This is a genomic window from Chitinimonas prasina (genome assembly GCF_030160395.1).
GTDB classification, from domain to species: domain Bacteria; phylum Pseudomonadota; class Gammaproteobacteria; order Burkholderiales; family Chitinimonadaceae; genus Chitinimonas; species Chitinimonas prasina.
Map to the genome: position 1 here is coordinate 1,234,462 of NZ_BSOG01000001.1, position 15,637 is coordinate 1,250,098.

12 protein-coding genes are annotated in these 15,637 nt (G+C 63.8%); 4 read left to right on the forward strand and 8 right to left on the reverse strand.

What is annotated here, in order from left to right:
- Window positions 1–43: 43 nt before the first annotated feature.
- Window positions 44–988, reverse strand: a complete 945-nt coding sequence (gene trhO / locus QQK16_RS05735; RefSeq protein ID WP_284195467.1) for an oxygen-dependent tRNA uridine(34) hydroxylase TrhO — start codon at window positions 986–988, stop codon at window positions 44–46.
- A 228-nt stretch (window positions 989–1,216) separates the two neighbouring features.
- Here trhO and QQK16_RS05740 point away from each other — a divergent pair, with 228 nt between their 5' ends.
- A complete protein-coding gene (locus QQK16_RS05740; RefSeq protein WP_284195468.1) occupies window positions 1,217–2,506 on the forward strand; it encodes a metallophosphoesterase in 1,290 nt (429 codons plus the stop codon).
- Window positions 2,507–2,641: 135 nt separating this feature from the next.
- Here the strand turns inward: QQK16_RS05740 and QQK16_RS05745 are convergent, their stop codons facing one another.
- Window positions 2,642–4,378: a PHA/PHB synthase family protein gene (locus QQK16_RS05745; RefSeq protein WP_284195469.1), complete on the reverse strand. Its 1,737-nt coding sequence runs from the start codon at window positions 4,376–4,378 to the stop codon at window positions 2,642–2,644.
- Window positions 4,379–4,581: 203 nt separating this feature from the next.
- Here QQK16_RS05745 and QQK16_RS05750 point away from each other — a divergent pair, with 203 nt between their 5' ends.
- Window positions 4,582–7,668, forward strand: coding sequence for a S41 family peptidase (locus QQK16_RS05750; RefSeq protein WP_284195470.1), 3,087 nt, complete (start codon window positions 4,582–4,584; stop codon window positions 7,666–7,668).
- A gap of 48 nt (window positions 7,669–7,716) precedes the next feature.
- Here the strand turns inward: QQK16_RS05750 and QQK16_RS05755 are convergent, their stop codons facing one another.
- From QQK16_RS05755 to proB, 3 genes are all read right to left on the reverse strand, one after another.
- On the reverse strand, window positions 7,717–8,802 hold the full coding sequence (locus QQK16_RS05755) for a metallophosphoesterase (RefSeq protein ID WP_284195471.1): 1,086 nt from the start codon (window positions 8,800–8,802) through the stop codon (window positions 7,717–7,719).
- A gap of 513 nt (window positions 8,803–9,315) precedes the next feature.
- Window positions 9,316–10,419 carry a DUF924 family protein gene (locus tag QQK16_RS05760; RefSeq protein WP_284195472.1) on the reverse strand — a complete coding sequence of 368 codons (1,104 nt, stop codon included), beginning with the start codon at window positions 10,417–10,419 and terminating at the stop codon, window positions 9,316–9,318.
- Window positions 10,420–11,538 (reverse strand): glutamate 5-kinase, encoded by a 1,119-nt coding sequence (proB, locus tag QQK16_RS05765; protein ID WP_284195473.1) that lies wholly within the window; start codon window positions 11,536–11,538, stop codon window positions 10,420–10,422. It lies immediately after the preceding gene.
- Between the two features lie 498 nt (window positions 11,539–12,036).
- On the opposite strand from proB, the gene QQK16_RS05770 reads away from it, so the two are divergent.
- Together QQK16_RS05770 and QQK16_RS05775 are read left to right on the forward strand one after the other, a co-directional pair.
- Window positions 12,037–12,633 (forward strand): sulfite oxidase heme-binding subunit YedZ, encoded by a 597-nt coding sequence (locus QQK16_RS05770; RefSeq protein WP_284195474.1) that lies wholly within the window; start codon window positions 12,037–12,039, stop codon window positions 12,631–12,633.
- Between the two features lie 169 nt (window positions 12,634–12,802).
- A complete protein-coding gene (locus QQK16_RS05775) occupies window positions 12,803–13,180 on the forward strand; it encodes a DUF7793 family protein (RefSeq protein WP_284195475.1) in 378 nt (125 codons plus the stop codon).
- A 279-nt stretch (window positions 13,181–13,459) separates the two neighbouring features.
- Here the strand turns inward: QQK16_RS05775 and QQK16_RS05780 are convergent, their stop codons facing one another.
- From QQK16_RS05780 to queE, 3 genes are all read right to left on the reverse strand, one after another.
- Window positions 13,460–13,888: a copper chaperone PCu(A)C gene (locus QQK16_RS05780; protein ID WP_284195476.1), complete on the reverse strand. Its 429-nt coding sequence runs from the start codon at window positions 13,886–13,888 to the stop codon at window positions 13,460–13,462.
- An 84-nt stretch (window positions 13,889–13,972) separates the two neighbouring features.
- Window positions 13,973–14,650: a 7-cyano-7-deazaguanine synthase QueC gene (gene queC / locus QQK16_RS05785; protein ID WP_284195477.1), complete on the reverse strand. Its 678-nt coding sequence runs from the start codon at window positions 14,648–14,650 to the stop codon at window positions 13,973–13,975.
- A 238-nt stretch (window positions 14,651–14,888) separates the two neighbouring features.
- A complete protein-coding gene (gene queE / locus QQK16_RS05790; protein ID WP_284195478.1) occupies window positions 14,889–15,533 on the reverse strand; it encodes a 7-carboxy-7-deazaguanine synthase QueE in 645 nt (214 codons plus the stop codon).
- Window positions 15,534–15,637 lie beyond the last annotated feature (104 nt).

The window sequence follows — 15,637 nt, forward strand, 5'->3', positions numbered from 1 at the left end:
ATGCGCCAACGGATAAATGCCGGCTTGATCCAGGCGCGCCGGCCTACTTGGCCTTGTGAGCGGCCGCGCGCGGGTCGTAACCCATGGGGTGGGGCTGGTTGCGGGCCTTGGCCAGTTCGATCTGTTTCTGCCTTTCCCGGGCGCTGGCGCGGGTCTTCTCGCTCAGGCTATCCCAGCAATTGGGGCAGCTGATGCCGGGGCTGTAGTGCGGCGAGGCACGATCAGCCACCGATACCGGCTGACGACAGGCGTGGCACAGATCGTAATCCCCCTCACTGAGGTCATGCCTTACCGTCACCCGGTTATCAAACACAAAGCAGTCGCCCTGCCATTTGCTTTGGTCCTGCGGCACCCGCTCCAGGTATTTGAGGATGCCGCCCTTGAGGTGGTAGACCGCTTCGTAACCTTCGCCCAGCATGAAGCTGGAGGCCTTCTCGCAGCGTATGCCGCCAGTGCAGAACATGGCGATCTTCTTGTGCTTGCTGGGGTCGAAGTGCTGGCGCACATACTCAGGAAACTCGCGGAAGCTCTCGGTACGTGGGTCGATGGCGCCTTCGAAAGTGCCGATGGCCACCTCATAGTCGTTGCGGGTGTCGATCAGCAGCACTTCCGGGTCGTTGATCAGCGCGTTCCAGTCTTCGGGCTCCACATAAGTACCCACCTGGGTATTGGGATTCACGCCCTTGACCCCCATGGTGACGATCTCTTTCTTGAGCTTCACCTTGGTACGATAAAACGGCTGCGCGTCGCAATAACTTTCCTTGTGGTCGATATCCACAAAGCGCGGATCGCGCTTGAGCCAGTCCAGCAGGCCATCTATGCCGGCGCGGGTAGCGGACACCGTACCGTTGATGCCCTCCTCGGCCAGCAACAGCGTGCCTTTGACACCGTTGTCTTCCATGCATTGCTGCAGCGGTGCGCGCAGATCCTGGTAATCGTTGAGGGTGACGAACTTGTATAGCGCCGCCACCACGATCGCTTGCGTCATGGTCTTCTCTTTGCCAGTGGTCGCTCCCGTAAAGAGCGGACCGGTTAAAAATAGGTGCACCAAGCTGCAGCCCTGATTGTCCACAGGTTGGTGCGGCCAGCATTTTACATTGAAGAATCAATCCATTACAGCGATTGCTGCGCATAACACAACAAACCGTGCCACCGTAGTGCGAAACACCATGGGAAACCCTAATATTTCGCGCTCTCTCCATAGCTATTCCCAATCATGCGCAAACGTCTGTCCCGCTGGCTACTCGGCACTCTGATCCTGATCACCCTGCTGTGCCTGGGGCTGATCTGGCTCACCCATTTCGAGACCACCCGCCATGGCGTGCACACCGGTCTGCGGGTAGACCTGCCAGGCGGTGACCTGCGTCTGCGCACCTATGCCGGTACCGGCGATGCACCGCGGATACCGGGCTTTGTCGATGGCCCGCTGGTGCGTACCGGGGCCGATGGGCAATGGCAGGCAAAATGGTTCTGCGAGGACAAGACCGCCAGCCAGCAAGGCCGTGGCACGCAGCTGCAATTCCACTGCGGTGGCCGTGAGTACCGCTATGCCTTGGCCCAGCCGGCCACCGCGCCAGAGGTGCAGGCTGAGATGCCTGAGCGGCTGGTGGTGCTGAGCGATATCGAAGGCAATCTGGCCTTTCTGGATGCAGCCCTGCGCAAGTTGGAGATCGTCGACGCCCAGGGCAACTGGCGCTTCGGCCGCAACCAGCTGCTGTTCAACGGCGATCTGGTGGACCGTGGCCGGGATGCCCAGGCCGTCCTTTGGCGGGTGCATAACCTGACCCTGCAGGCCCAGGCCGCTGGGGGGCAGGTGCATACGCTGCTGGGCAACCACGAACAGTACGATCTGCGCGGCAACCTCTCCCGTGCCCATCCCGAGCACATCTATGCCAGCCGCCAGTTGGGCGGATTCAATGCCACCTATGGTGCTGACACGGTGCTGGGGCAGTGGCTGCGGCAGCAACCGGTTGTCGTCAAGCTAGGCAAGGTACTGTTTGCCCACGGCGGCATCAGCCCGGCCGTGGCGCAAAGCGGTTTGTCGGTATCGGCATTGAACCAGACCATGCGCGATTACTGGCAGGCCAAGCCCACCAGCACCACCGGGCTGGATGCCGTTCTAGGCCGCCAGGGGGTAACCCAGTACCGTGGCTACCTGCCCGACGAAACGGGCAAGTCGCTGGCACCCGCCGAACTGGCGCAGGTACTGCAGGCTTACGGGGCGGAGCGCATGGTGGTTGCCCACACCTTGGTGGATAAAGTGGAGGCGCTGTACGACGGCCGCGTCTATGCGGTCGACGTCAATACCAACCAGGCCCAGCCGCAGGTGCTGGTGTTCGAGCAAGGCCAGCCCACCGTCGTCGACCTGGGTGTGCCGCGAGGATTGCCCGAGGACAGCCCCGCCCTGATCCGGCCATTCCGCCTAGCCTCGACCGAGGACTGGCGCGCTATCGATGCAATGGTGGACAGCCTGCGTACCTTATCCAGGCTGCCCCACCCCTACTAGCGGCGCGCGGCAGCGCCGCAGCCTTGGAGCAGCTAACAAACCCAGCGTAGCGGTTCTGGCTAAGCGCGCGCAGCAGGCAGTACGCAGCTACGGCAAGCTCGCACAACAACACCAGAAGGGTCTTGTTAGCGGCTCTTACTCGAACACATAGCTGCCCGGTGCCTCTATCAGCTTGGGGTATTGCTTGTTGCTCAGGGGTGGCGGCTTGATCTGCGCACCGCAACGGGGGCGCAGCCAATCCACCCAGCTGGGCCACCAGGAGCCTGGGTTTTTTTGCTGGCGGGCCAGCCAGGCCTCGGGCAGCTCTCTGCTACCCACGCTACCCTGCCAGTAACTGCGCTTGGAATTAGCCAGCGGTGGATTGACCATGCCCAGGATATGGCCGGAAGTGGAGAGGGTGAAGGTCGCTGGCTCGGGCAGGTGCTTGAGCAGGCCATAGGTGGTCTTCCACGGCGCGATATGGTCTTCCTCGGCCGCTACCATGAAGAGTGGCTGCCGTATGCGGCCCAGGTCCAGCGCCTGACCGGCCATGCACAGGCTGTCCGGCTCGATCAGGCGGTTATGCAGGTAGAACTCGCGTAGATAGTAGCGATGCATGGCGGCCGGCATGCGGGTCATGTCGGTGTTCCAGTAAAGCACGTCCATGGCCCGTGGCGTCTCGCCCAGCAAGTAGTTGCTGACTACATAGTTCCAGATCAGGCTGTTGGGCCGCAGCATACGGAAGCTCGACGACATCTCCTTGCCGTCGAGGAAACCCTGTTTCTGCATGATGCCGTCAATGACATCGAGGCCGTCCTCGTCGATGAAGACTTCGATATCGCCCGGATTGGCAAAGTCGGTCAGGGTCGTCAGCAAGGTCCAGTGCGCGACCGGTACCTTCTCGGGGTCTTTTCGGTTGGCCCAGGCCATATAGAGCGCCAGCAGCGTGCCGCCTATGCAGTAGCCCAGGGCATGCACCTGATCGCTCTTGCCCACGCTCCGTGCCACTTCGATGATGCGGGCGGCGCCTTCGACGATATAGTCGTCGAAGCTCACCTCGGCCATGTCCTCGTCGGGGTTCTTCCAGCTGGTGATGAAGACATTGAAGCCCTGCCCCACCAGGTACTCCACCAGCGACTTGCCCGGCGCCAGATCAAGTATGTAGTACTTGTTGATCCAGGGCGTGATCAGCACCAGTGGCATGGCATGGACGGTCGGGGTGGTCGGCGCGTAGTGGATCACCTCCAGCAGCTTGCCGCGATAGACCACCACACCCGGTGTCAGCGCCAGGTTGCCGCCCACCGTGTAGGGCGTGCGGTCGGTCATGCTGACATCACCGCCGCCCGCATCGCGGGCCAGGTTCTGCAGGCCTTTGAGCAGGCTCTCGCCCCGGCTCTCCCAGGCTTTTTGCTGGGCAATGGGATTGAGTGCCAGAAAATTGGTCGGGGCCAGGGCATTCAGGCTCTGCCGCAGCCAGAAGGCGCTCTTGCGCCGTTCGGCATCGCTCAGGCCCGGGCTCTGGTACAGCATGTCCTGTATCCAGCGGGTCTGCATCAGATAGGCCTCCTTGACGTAGTCCCAGCCGGGGTGATCGCGCCAGACCGGATCGGCAAAGCGCTGATCCTCGGGGTTGGGCGGAAACAGATCGGTGTCCGGCTCGCCCAGCCATCGGCCCATGCCCTGCTGCTGCAGGGTGGCAACATCATGGACATAGCGGGTCATGGCCGATGCCAGTTCCACCGGATGGCTCAGCCAGGAGAACGCGGCCTTGCTGTGTATGGCCACCAGGCCCCAGGGGTCGAACGCCTGGCGCAGCTGGTGCTTGAGGTTGGCATAGCGGACTTCCTGCTCTTCCAGGAAGCGGGCACGGCGGGCGGCGGGTGAATCAGACATGGCAGGATACTCCGGTAGCCTGGGTGTACTGGGCAACAGCCCTGCTTGCGCGGGCAGCACGGCAGACTTCACTCTAGTAGTCATGACGCACTGCAACAAGTTCAACATGGCGTCGCGTGGATACCACGGCAGCCCAGCCGCGACTGATTATCAGGCACGGAATGGCCTAGACTGCGCGCTTTCCTGCCCTGCTGGACGCCACCATGCGCCTGACCCTGCTGCTCGCCACCTTGCCCCTGTTTGCCCAGGCCGCCCCCCTGCTATACGAACCCGCCATCTCGCCCGATGGCCAGACCCTGGCCTTTGTCTCGGGCGGCGACATCTGGACAGCCCCAAGCCAGGGCGGCGAAGCCCGCCTGCTGGTGGCACACCCAGCCACCGAATCACGCCCGCTATGGTCACCGGACGGCAGCAAGCTGGTCTTCAGCTCCAGCCGCAGCGGCAACGGCGACCTCTACCTGCTCGATATCGCCAGCAACCAGCTGCGCCGCCTCAGCCATGACGACCGGGCCGAACAGGCCAGCGCCTGGTCGGCCGACAGCCGCTGGGTGTACTTCCATCATGCATCGCACGATATCCAGCGCATGAATGATGTGTACCGGGTGGACGCCAGCGGCGGCACACCCATGCCAGTGTTGGCCCAACGCTATCTGGACGAGAGCCAGGCCAGCCCCTCGCCCGATGGCCAGTGGCTGGCGCTGAATGCCCGCAGTTTCGGCCAGTGGTGGCGGCGCAATGGCGCCCATATCGACCAGGACGAGCTGTGGCTGGCCCCGCTGGGCGGCCAGGGTAGCTGGCGCAAACTCTCCACCGATGGCGCCCGTGCCAGTTGGCCCATGTGGGCGGCAGATGGCCGCAGTATCTGGTTTGTGGGCAACCCGGGCGGACAGGACAACCTCTACCAGCAGGCACTGGATGGCCAGCCCAGGCCGGTGACGCAGTTCACCACCGGCCGGGTGCTGTGGCCCAGCCTCTCGGCCAATGGCCAGACGCTGGCATTTGAGCGCGACCATGGCTTGTGGACGCTGGACACCCGCAGCGGCGCCAGCCGGCAGATTCACGTGAAACTATCGGGTAGCGGCCCCACCCCGGCCACCGAGAAATTTGCCGTAGGCGACAAGCTGGAAGAGCTGCATCTCTCGCCCGACGGCAAGCAGCTGGCCTTTGTAGCCCGCGGCGATATCTGGCTGGCAGCCGTGGCAGGCGGCAGCGCCACACGGCTGACCCGCAGCGCCGCGGCCGAATCACAGCTGGCCTGGTCGCCCGATGGCAAGCAACTGGCGTATACCTCCTTGCGCAACGGCCCGGCCGAGATATGGCGCTACAACCTGGCCAGCAAGACCGAGCAGCGTGTCAGCCAATCGGCCGATAGCGATGCCTTTCCGCGCTGGTCGCCCGATGGCAGCCAGATTGCCTATATCCGCAACGGCAAGGCACTGCACAGCGCCAACCTGGCCGATGGCAAGACCCGGATGCTGACTGCCGTGCAAACCGGCCGGCCGCCCATCTGGGCCGATTCCCCGCTGGCCTGGTCGCCTGATGGCCAACACCTGGCCGTAGTGGAGCTGGGCCACAAGCTGCTGGCCCAGGTGACGCTGGTAGCACTGAAGGACGGCAGCAAGCAGGCCCTGACCCAGCTGGCCAGCCCCGGCACCGGCAAGAAACTGTGGTTCCGCCCCGAGGACCAGGGCTATGGCCAGCCCAGCCTGCAATGGCGGGCCGATGGCCAATTGCTGTGGTGGCGTGCCTTCCAGCACAGCGAGGCAGGTGGCCGCATCGTCGAGATCCCGCTGGCGCCACCCGCACCGCTGGGCGCAGACGGCGAACCGGCCAAGGCAAACAGCCAGCCCGACGCCGCCTGGGCTCGCAGCCATGCCAACCTGCTGCCCAGCCCTATCGACAGCCAGTACTTTGCCGCCAGCCGCGATGGCAAAACCCTGGCCCTGGTAGGCATCGTAGCCGGCCAGCCCAATATCTGGCGCTACAAGGCCGGCGAGCTGCCGCGCCAACTGAGCTTCAGCATGGCCACCAAGCATAGCCTGCAACTGAGTACCGACGAGAAAGAAGCCTACTACCTGGAAGGCGGCAAGGCCATGGTGGTGGCGCTGGACGGCGGCAACCCGCGTACCATCCCGCTGCAGGCCGAGACCGAAGTGGCATTCGAGGCCGAGAAACAGGCCGTCTTCGACGAGGCCTGGCGCACCCTGGGCGACTTCTTCTTCGACCCGGCCATGCGCGGCCAGGATTGGGCAGCCCTGAAAACCCGCTACCAGCCCTGGGTGGACGCGGCACTGACCCGCGACGAACTGCGCCGGGTGGTGTGGCTGATGCTGGGCGAGCTGGACACCTCCCACACCGGCCTGGCCGCCCCGCGCGGCGAGACCCAGACCACCCTGGGCCGGCTGGGCCTGGATCTGGATCGCAGCACCTATGAGCGCGATGGCCAGCTGCGCGTGGCCCAGTTGGTTGCCAACAGCCCGGCAGCATTGGCTGGCGTGACCGTGGGCGACACCCTGATCGCCCTGGACGGGCAGACGGTGGAACGCCATGACAACCTTGATCGCCTGCTGGACGGCAAGATAGGAAAGCTGGTGGCGCTGAGCTTGCGCGGCCAGGATGGCAAGCAACGTACCGTCTATACCAAGCCGGTGGCCGCCGCAGACGAAAGTACCCTGCGCTACAAGCAATGGGCCGCTGCCAAGCGGGCCGAGGTGCAGCGGCTCAGCGGCGGCAAGCTCGACTACATACATATGGTGGACATGCGCGAGGCTTCGCTGGACCAGTTCCACCTGGATCTCGACCGCCTCAGCCACGCCGCCCAGGGCGTGGTGCTCGACGTGCGCAACAACTATGGCGGCATGGTCGATAGCTGGGAGCTCGATACCCTGGCGCGCCAGAGCCACTACAGCTTTACCGCCCGCCAGCTACCCACCGCACCGGGCCGCCTGGCCGTGGGCCAGCAGACACTGGAAAAGCCCACCATCCTGCTGACCAACAAGATCACCCTGTCGGACGGCGAAGTCTTCACCGAAGGCTATCGTGCCATGCAGCTGGGCAAGGTAGTGGGCGAGCCAGGCGCAGGCTGGGTGATCTTTACCTCGTTCAAGGTACTGGTGGACGGCTCGGTCTTGCGCCTACCCTTCAGCCGGGTGGTATCCACCCGCAACGGCGACGACCTGGAGAGCGGCCCCAGGCCGGTAGACATCGCTGTCGCCGACAGGCTGGGCGAACAGACCGATGCACAACTGGAAACCGCCGTGCAGGTGCTGATGGGGGGCAAGGCACCCTGAGGGAAAATCATCGGTACCGCATTGTCGATACAACAGTGCGGTACTGATTCACTCCTGGCCCGGCAGCACCCCCCCGCTATCCTCACCGGCCGCCAGCTCACTGCGCCGGCCATCCATGGTGCCGCGCCACAGCTTGCCGTCCTGCCATAGCAGCAGCTCGCCACGTTCGCCGTCCTTGATGCCGGCGTCCACCCCTATCACCCTGCCGCCATACAGCGATACCAGCTCGCGCTGGGTGGTGTGTCCCACCACGATGCGGCGGGCGCCTAGGCGATCCAGCAGGGCGTCTACATCGGCCAGGGTAGCCCGCTCGGGCAGGAAATAGCCGCGATACCAGAGTGGACCCTTGCTGCCCATCAGGTAGCTGGCTTCGGGGTCCTGCGCCAGTTCGGCCTTGCTGGCGCCCAGCCGCTCGCGAAAGCGCTGGTTGATATGCTTGAGGTCTATCGCAGCCTGGGCCAGCTCCGGATGCAGGCCGCCGTGCAGGAATACGGTGTCGCCCAGCTTGAGCACAGTGGCCCGGTTGCGCAGCCATTGGCCCAGCTCGGTATCGCGGCCATACAGCTGGTCGTAGCTACGGCCCAGCAGTTGGGCCACAGCCTGGTAGCGCGGGTGGATGTAGCGCAGATCGCCGCGCAGCACCATGGCCTCGTGGTTGCCCAGGACAAAATGGACGGCGCCACCAGCTGCACGGGCCTGCTGTTCCAGCTGGTAAACCTGCCACAAGGCCTCGTTCACCGTGGGGCCACGGTCAAAGATATCGCCGGCAATCACCAGCACACCCTTGCCCCAGGCCCAGTTGCCCATGCCGTCGATTACCCCCTGGGCCTTGAGCAGGGTCTGGAAGATGCCCGCCTGGCCATGGATATCGGACAGCGCGGCCCAGCGCTGTGGTTGCGGCTGGATATCGGGTGCCACCGGATTGCTGCGGTTGAGCGCCAGGCCCTTGAGTTCGCCACACGGTATGGCCAGCTTGCGGTCCGACTGGACCGGCAGACGCTGTACCTGGCCCTGGCACACCCAGGCCGCCTCGATGGTCTGCCCCTGGTGGATCACATAGGGGCCGTCATTGAGGCTGTCGTCAGCCCAGGTGACAAGGCAGGCAAGGCTGAGCAGCAGGGGAGCAAGGCGCATGGTGGCAAGGACCGGTTTGGAGAGCCGACATTCTGGGGAGATGGGGCGGTACAGGCAAGCGGCGCAGGTATTTACGCCTGTCGACGAGGCCGGGTCATAGTTGTCTGGCGACCCTGCTCGCCGCTTTCCAGCTGGGCAAAACCACGAGTCATGTCCCACAGGGCATAACGAATAGCCGAACCAGCCCCGATTCGCATCACTTCATCACCCAGCCTGGCCAGTGCACGCGATACCGCTGGCCCACCACCACCTTTATTTTCAACAAGTTAGCGCGAAGTCAACGGCCCTCGACCGAGCAACTGGCGGATAGAGTCGGAATGGCGAGCCATGACAATGAATATGCCAGTGAATAGATATTTGAATAACTATTGTAGCTACTCGCTGGCGCCCTTCACCGACTTCTGCGGCACACAACCCAGGGAATAGCGCGGCATGCAGGCCCTTGGGGCAGACGACTACCAAACATTGCCGGCGTAGCAACTTCTCCTTGTTCAGGAGACCCTGGTTCGACGATCAGAAACCGCTCCCCGGTTCCGCCAGATAGGCGATCTCTGCCTCGCTCGACGGCCGTCCCAGCACATTGTTGCGATGGGGAAAGCGGCCAAAGCGTTGGATCACCTCGCGGTGGCGGTAGGCGTAGTCCAGATAAGGCGACAGCTCAGGCTGATCTGCCGCCAGTGCCCTGAACAGGACAACGGCCTGATCCTGCATAGCCAGGTATTCGGCATGCTCGAAGGGCAGGTAGACGAATATCCGCTGCAGGGGGCTGAGCTGTTGATCCAGGCCCTGGGCCACGGCCTGTTGCGCTGCCGCCAGCGCCAGCGGGTCTGCCAGGAAGGCGCGGGGCTGCTGGCGGAAGGCATTGCGGCAGAACTGGTCCAGCAGCAGCAGATAGGCCAGCAGGCCCTGCGGGCTGGCACGCCAGCGTTGCAGGCCTCCGGCCTGGGCGGCCGTGATCAAGGCGCCGAAGCGCTGGATGATGGCGTCGTCGAAAGCAGCGTCTCGCTGAAACCAGGCCGGTCGCGGGGCTGCGGCATCACCAAACCAGAATGCCAAGACAGCGGCAATCTCAGCGGCTGCATCGGGCGGCGCGGCATCCATGGCGCCGGACAGACGCAGCATCTGGACGGGGTGGCCGGCCATCTCGTCCGGCTGCATGCTGTCGATCTCGGCCGCCAGGCCCATGGCGCGGTAGAAATCCACCGCACCACCATTGCCGGCCGCCACCCACACACTGATGCGGGTAAGGCCGGCGGCCCGCAAACCGGCCACACCGGCCTGCCATAGCTGGCGCCCCAGGCCCTGGCCTAGCCAGGCCGGGTCCAGATAGATGGCCCAGATTTCGCCCTCGCAGGCGTCGGCGCCAGCGTCGCGGCAATGGCCGTAGGACAGCCAACCCACCACCCGCCCGGCCTGCTCCAGCACCAGGGTGGTGGATTCGCCTTGCGGCAGCAGGGTCTGCCAACGTGCCTCGCGCTGGTCTATCGAAAGTGCTGCCAAGGCCTCGCCCGGCAACAGGCCTGCATAGGTCGCCTGCCAGGACTGTACGTGTATCTCGGCGATACGGCGGCAGTCAGCCAAGGTGGCTGGCCGTATCAACGCGGCATCCGCCAACATCTACAGCACCACCATATTGTCGCGGTGTATCAGCTCGGGTTCATCGACAAAGCCCAGCACCGCCTCGATCTGGCTAGTGGGCAGGCGAACGATGCGGCGGGCATCGGCGGCGTCGTAATTGCACAGGCCACGGGCTATCTCGCTGCCGTCGGGGCCAACGCAGCGCACCATCTCTCCGCGCAGGAAATCGCCTTCTATGCTGGCCACGCCTATGGGCAGCAGGCTGGTGCCTTGTTGCGCCACGGCGCGCACGGCGCCAGCATCGAGCTGCAGGGTGCCGCGTACCTGCAGGTGATCGGCCAGCCATTGCTTGCGGGCGGCCAGGCGGGTGGTGCGGGCCGTCAGCTGCGTGCCTATGGCCTCACCCTGGGCCAGGCGACCCAGCACCTGGTCTTCGCGGCCGCTGGCAATCACCGTGCTGGCACCGCTGCGGGCTGCGCGCTTGGCAGCAATGATCTTGGTGTACATGCCGCCCGTGCCCACGCTGCTGCCGGCACCACCGGCCATGGCTTCCAGCTCAGGCTGGCCGGCCTCGTACTCGTCGATAAAGCGGGCATCGGGGTGTTTGCGCGGGTCGGCGCTATACAGGCCACGCTGGTCGGTCAGGATGATCAGCGCATCGGCGTCGATCAGATTGGTGACCAGCGCCCCCAGGGTATCGTTGTCGCCCACCTTGATCTCGTCGGTGGAGACGGTGTCGTTCTCGTTGATGATGGGTATGACCCCCAAGCCCAGCAAGGTCAGCAAGGTGGAGCGGGCGTTCAGGTAGCGGGTGCGGTCGGCCAGGTCTTCGTGGGTCAGCAGAATCTGCGCGGTCTTGAGCCCATGCGCCTTGAAACAACGCTCGTAGGCCTCGACCAACCCCATCTGCCCCACTGCCGCTGCGGCCTGCAACTCGTGCAGGGCGCTAGGTCGACGGGGCCAGCCCAACCGGGCCACGCCCTCGGCAATGGCACCGGAACTGACCAACACCACCTGCTTGCCCATGCGGGTAAGGGCGGCCATTTCGGCGGCCCAGCGGCCCAGGGCAGCATGATCAAGGCCACGGCCATCGTTGGTGACAAGACTAGAGCCTACTTTGACGACAAGGCGGTTGGCGGTGGCAATGCAACTCTGCATGGCAAAGACTCGGCTTAGGGTTGGTGGAACAAAACTCCGATTATGCCGTCATGACGGCACACTACAAGCGACTAAGAGCCTAGTTATGAACTCAGGACATCTATAGGTGATGACGGATTGCGCAGGCGCCAGGGTAACCCTGGCGCTAGCGCTCAGGGCAGATTGATACATGGGGCTCTTCCCTGATTTATCCCACACCCCCCGCCCGCGCCGCCGCGCGGGAGCCTCGCTGACGCTCGTTATCTTTCTGAATGAGCTGCAGCGCCCCTTATGAACTCAGGACATCTATAGGTGATGACGGATTGCGCAGGCGCCAGGGTAACCCTGGCGCTAGAGCTCAGGGCAGATTGATACATGGGGCTCTTCCCTGATTTATCCCACACCCCCCGCCTGCGCCGCCGCTAGACTTGGTGTCAGGCTGCAGATAAATGGCGCAAGCTGCCAAACAGTACCACCACGATCATGCCCAGCCTTCCATCAACCTCTTCTTCCTCAGCCATGAAACCACTGTCCGGCGCCCTCTCTATCGGCCTTATCAAGACCATGGTCTTCATCCTTTGCCTGCTGCCGCTGTGCAGGGCGGCTTATATCGTGCTCAGTGGTGAGGCGGTCAACCCCATCGAGTTCATTACCCGCTCCACCGGCACCTGGACGCTGGTGTTCCTGTTGCTGACCCTGGCCATCACCCCCCTGCGGCGGCTGAGCGGTTACACCGTGCTGATCAAGCTGCGACGCATGCTGGGCCTGTATGCCTTCTTCTATGCCAGCCTGCACTTCACTACCTATCTGTGGCTGGACCAGTTCTTTGATGTGGCCGCCATCATCCGTGATATCGCCAAACGGCCCTTCATCACTGTGGGTTTTGCCGCCTTCGTGTTGCTGGTCCCGCTGGCGCTCACCTCCACCGATGCCATGATGCGGCGGCTGAAGCGCAACTGGGGGCGCCTGCACAAGCTGGTCTATGGCATCGCCCTGCTGGGCGTGCTGCACTACTGGTGGCTGGTCAAGAAAGACCTGACCCAGCCGCTGATCTACGCGGCCATCCTGGGCCTGCTATTGGGGCTGCGCTTGTGGTGGCGTTGGCGGGGAGCCTAGCCAGGCCTTTAGGTCGTGTCGTTTGGCTACATGCGATACCGGTACTCGGGATACCTGGGTAGTAGAGGGGCTGACCGTAGATATCTGTTCTCGACATTTTCGTCGTGAATTTTCCACCCGCCACCAAGGCGGGGTAGCAATCCCACTCGGCTTGACCTTGAATGATGGGATGCAAGAAGCACCATACCCCTACGTCTGGCTGGGGGAGGATGGCATCCTTCGGCTCGATTACGGGCGTAATCCCCGCATAGACCTGGAAGCCATACAGTCAGCCTTGCGCCAGCACGTCGCGATCTCCACCGTGCCGCGCCCGGTACTGGTCAAAGGCCAGGGTATGGTCACGTCTACTGCCGAGGCAGAGGACTATGCCGCCACCCCCGAGGTCATGGCCGTGACCACCGCTGTCGCGTTGATGCAGCCCACCACCATTGCCCGCATCGCCGCCAAGCTCTACCTGACCTATCGCCAGCCGCCCTACCCTTGCCGCGCCTTCGACCGGGAGGACGATGCCATAGACTGGCTGCTGCAGTACGTGCCCAGGGAGTGAGAGCCTGTGATGGACGCAAGTCATAGCAGCTTGGGGCAGGCAACACAGGCGCCAGGGAAACCCTGGCGCTAGACGTCAGCGTCGCCTGATACGGTAGGCTCTCCCCTGATTTATTCCACACCCCCCCCCGCGCCGCCGCGCGGGAGCCTCGCTTTCGCTCGACACCTGTGATGGACGCAAGTCATAGCAGCTTGGGGCAGGCAACACAGGCGCCAGGGAAACCCTGGCGCTAGACGTCAGCGCAGCCGGGTACGACAAGCTCAGCAGCCAGTGAGCCCACTACTTCCCCGCCAGGCCGCGCACTTCCGCCGTGGTATCGAGCTTGATGGCCTTGCCGTCCTGTTCCACGTGGAGCACCAGCGGCAGCTTTTCGCCCACCTTCAGCGGCGCCTTCAGCTGCATCAGCATCAGGTGGTAGCTACCAGGCTTGAGCGCCACGGTCTGGCCGGCAGGCAGGGGCAGTTTGTCCAGCTGGCGCATCTTCATCACGCCGCCTTCCATCTTCATTTCGTGTACCTCCACCATGGCGGCAGCGGAGCTGCTGGCGCCGGTCAGCACGGCTGCCTTGCCGGCGGTGATCTCCAGGAAAGCACCCGAAACCGGCTGGCCCGGCACAGTGGCGCGCGCCCAGGCGTGCTTGACGGTGATATCGGCGGCCAGGGTGGCGCTTGCAGCCAGGAGCAGGCTGGTGATCAGGGCGATTTTCATGGGGGTCTCGGGCTGGGTTAAGGGGATAGCTTAGCCGCCTGGGCGGGCTGCCGGGCTGCGGCACAATGTCGCAGCCCGCTGCCATCAGACATAGGGTGTCGGGTCGGCCACACCGGCCGCCTCGAAGCCAGCGCGGCGCAGACGGCAGGCATCACAGGCACCGCAGGCACGGCCTTGCAGGTCGGCTTTGTAGCAGGAGACGGTCAGCGCATAGTGTACGCCCAGGGCCACACCGGTCTTGATGATCTCCGCCTTGGTCAGCTTGATCAGGGGGGTGCGTATGCTGAGCGTGGCACCCTCCACCCCAACCTTGGTGGCCAGGTTGGCCATCATCTCAAAGGCCGAGATGAATTCAGGGCGGCAATCGGGGTAGCCGGAGTAGTCCACCGCGTTGACGCCGATAAAGATGTCATTGGCGCCCAGCACTTCGGCCCAGCCCAGGGCGAAGGACAGCATGATGGTATTGCGGGCCGGCACATAGGTCACCGGTATCTCGCCCTCCTTCACCCCATCCACCGGCACATCGATGGCGGCGTCGGTCAGGGCCGAGCCGCCGAAGGCGGCCAGGTCTATGGTCGCGATGCGGTGTTCCTTGGCGCCCAGCCCCAGGGCCACGCGCCGGGCGGCAGCCAGCTCGGCATTGTGGCGTTGGCCGTAGTCAAAGCTCAGGCAATAGCACTCATAGCCTTGGTTCTGTGCCAAGGCCAGCACGGTGGCGGAGTCCAGTCCGCCCGAAAGCAGGATGACAGCTTTTTTCTGCATGGTGTGTCCCGTTGTATCCGTTATGGGTGCTTCCGGAAGCCGCAATTTCTAGGCAAGGCAGGGTGCGAGCGCCCCACTCGATGCAACAAAGGCTTGCTATGCACGCAGCAAGCTTGCACAAGTAAGGCCGTATCGCAACGAGAATGCGGTGTCTGGAAGTTCCCTTAAATCAATTGGCCTGCACCGCTTCGCTGGCACGCAGGGCAGGGGCTGGGCCGCCTGCAGGCTGACCTTAACGCTATACCCCCGGCTTGTCGCCCCACAATATCTTGTGCAACTGCACCTGCACCCTGACCGGCAGCTTGTCTGCCAGCACCCACTCGGCCAGGTCCCTGGGCGGCAGCGACTCCCACACCGGGCTGAAAATCACCGGGCACAGCGTGAACAGCTGGTTGTCCTGCAGCAGGTCCCGCGCCCATTCGTAGTCGTGCCGGTGCACCAGCACCAGCTTCAGTTCATCGCGCGCCGTCAGGTGCTGCAGATTGGCCCACAGGTTCTTTTCCACCTCGCCCGAGCCTGGCGTCTTGATATCAACGATGCGCGACACGCGCGGGTCTACCGTTTCTATCGGCAGGTGGCCGCTGGTTTCCAGGCTGACCGAAAAACCGGCGTCGCACAGCTGCGTCAGCAGCGCGTGGCAGCCGGCCTGGGCCAAGGGCTCGCCTCCGGTGACGCAGACATAAGGCGTGCCGTGCTGCGCCACTTCTTCCAGTATGGCGGCCAGGCTCATGCGCTTGCCGCCATGGAAAGCATAGGCGCTATCGCAGTAGCCGCAGCGCAAGGGGCAGCCGGTCAGGCGCACGAAGACCGTGGGCAGGCCCAGCCGGCTGGTTTCGCCCTGCAACGAGTAGAAGATTTCGGTAATGCGTAGGGAGCTAGACATCCTGTACCCAGAAAAGCCAACGGCATGGGCGGCCGCCCATGCCGTATTGCAACTGGCTGAATTATCTCAGAAATCTCCCCGGACGCGAAGCTTGCCTGTGCGCG

What these genes read in the sequence shown, in the direction of transcription:
- queC (WP_284195477.1), bottom strand. Translation starts at nt 14,650, where the DNA reads ATGCAGAAAAAAGCTGTCATCCTGCTTTCGGGCGGACTGGACTCCGCC.
- QQK16_RS05740 (WP_284195468.1), top strand. Translation starts at nt 1,217, where the DNA reads ATGCGCAAACGTCTGTCCCGCTGGCTACTCGGCACTCTGATCCTGATC.
- QQK16_RS05770 (WP_284195474.1), top strand. Translation starts at nt 12,037, where the DNA reads ATGAAACCACTGTCCGGCGCCCTCTCTATCGGCCTTATCAAGACCATG.
- proB (WP_284195473.1), bottom strand. Translation starts at nt 11,538, where the DNA reads ATGCAGAGTTGCATTGCCACCGCCAACCGCCTTGTCGTCAAAGTAGGC.
- queE (WP_284195478.1), bottom strand. Translation starts at nt 15,533, where the DNA reads ATGTCTAGCTCCCTACGCATTACCGAAATCTTCTACTCGTTGCAGGGC.
- QQK16_RS05745 (WP_284195469.1), bottom strand. Translation starts at nt 4,378, where the DNA reads ATGTCTGATTCACCCGCCGCCCGCCGTGCCCGCTTCCTGGAAGAGCAG.
- QQK16_RS05750 (WP_284195470.1), top strand. Translation starts at nt 4,582, where the DNA reads ATGCGCCTGACCCTGCTGCTCGCCACCTTGCCCCTGTTTGCCCAGGCC.
- QQK16_RS05760 (WP_284195472.1), bottom strand. Translation starts at nt 10,419, where the DNA reads ATGTTGGCGGATGCCGCGTTGATACGGCCAGCCACCTTGGCTGACTGC.
- QQK16_RS05780 (WP_284195476.1), bottom strand. Translation starts at nt 13,888, where the DNA reads ATGAAAATCGCCCTGATCACCAGCCTGCTCCTGGCTGCAAGCGCCACC.
- trhO (WP_284195467.1), bottom strand. Translation starts at nt 988, where the DNA reads ATGACGCAAGCGATCGTGGTGGCGGCGCTATACAAGTTCGTCACCCTC.
- QQK16_RS05775 (WP_284195475.1), top strand. Translation starts at nt 12,803, where the DNA reads ATGCAAGAAGCACCATACCCCTACGTCTGGCTGGGGGAGGATGGCATC.
- QQK16_RS05755 (WP_284195471.1), bottom strand. Translation starts at nt 8,802, where the DNA reads ATGCGCCTTGCTCCCCTGCTGCTCAGCCTTGCCTGCCTTGTCACCTGG.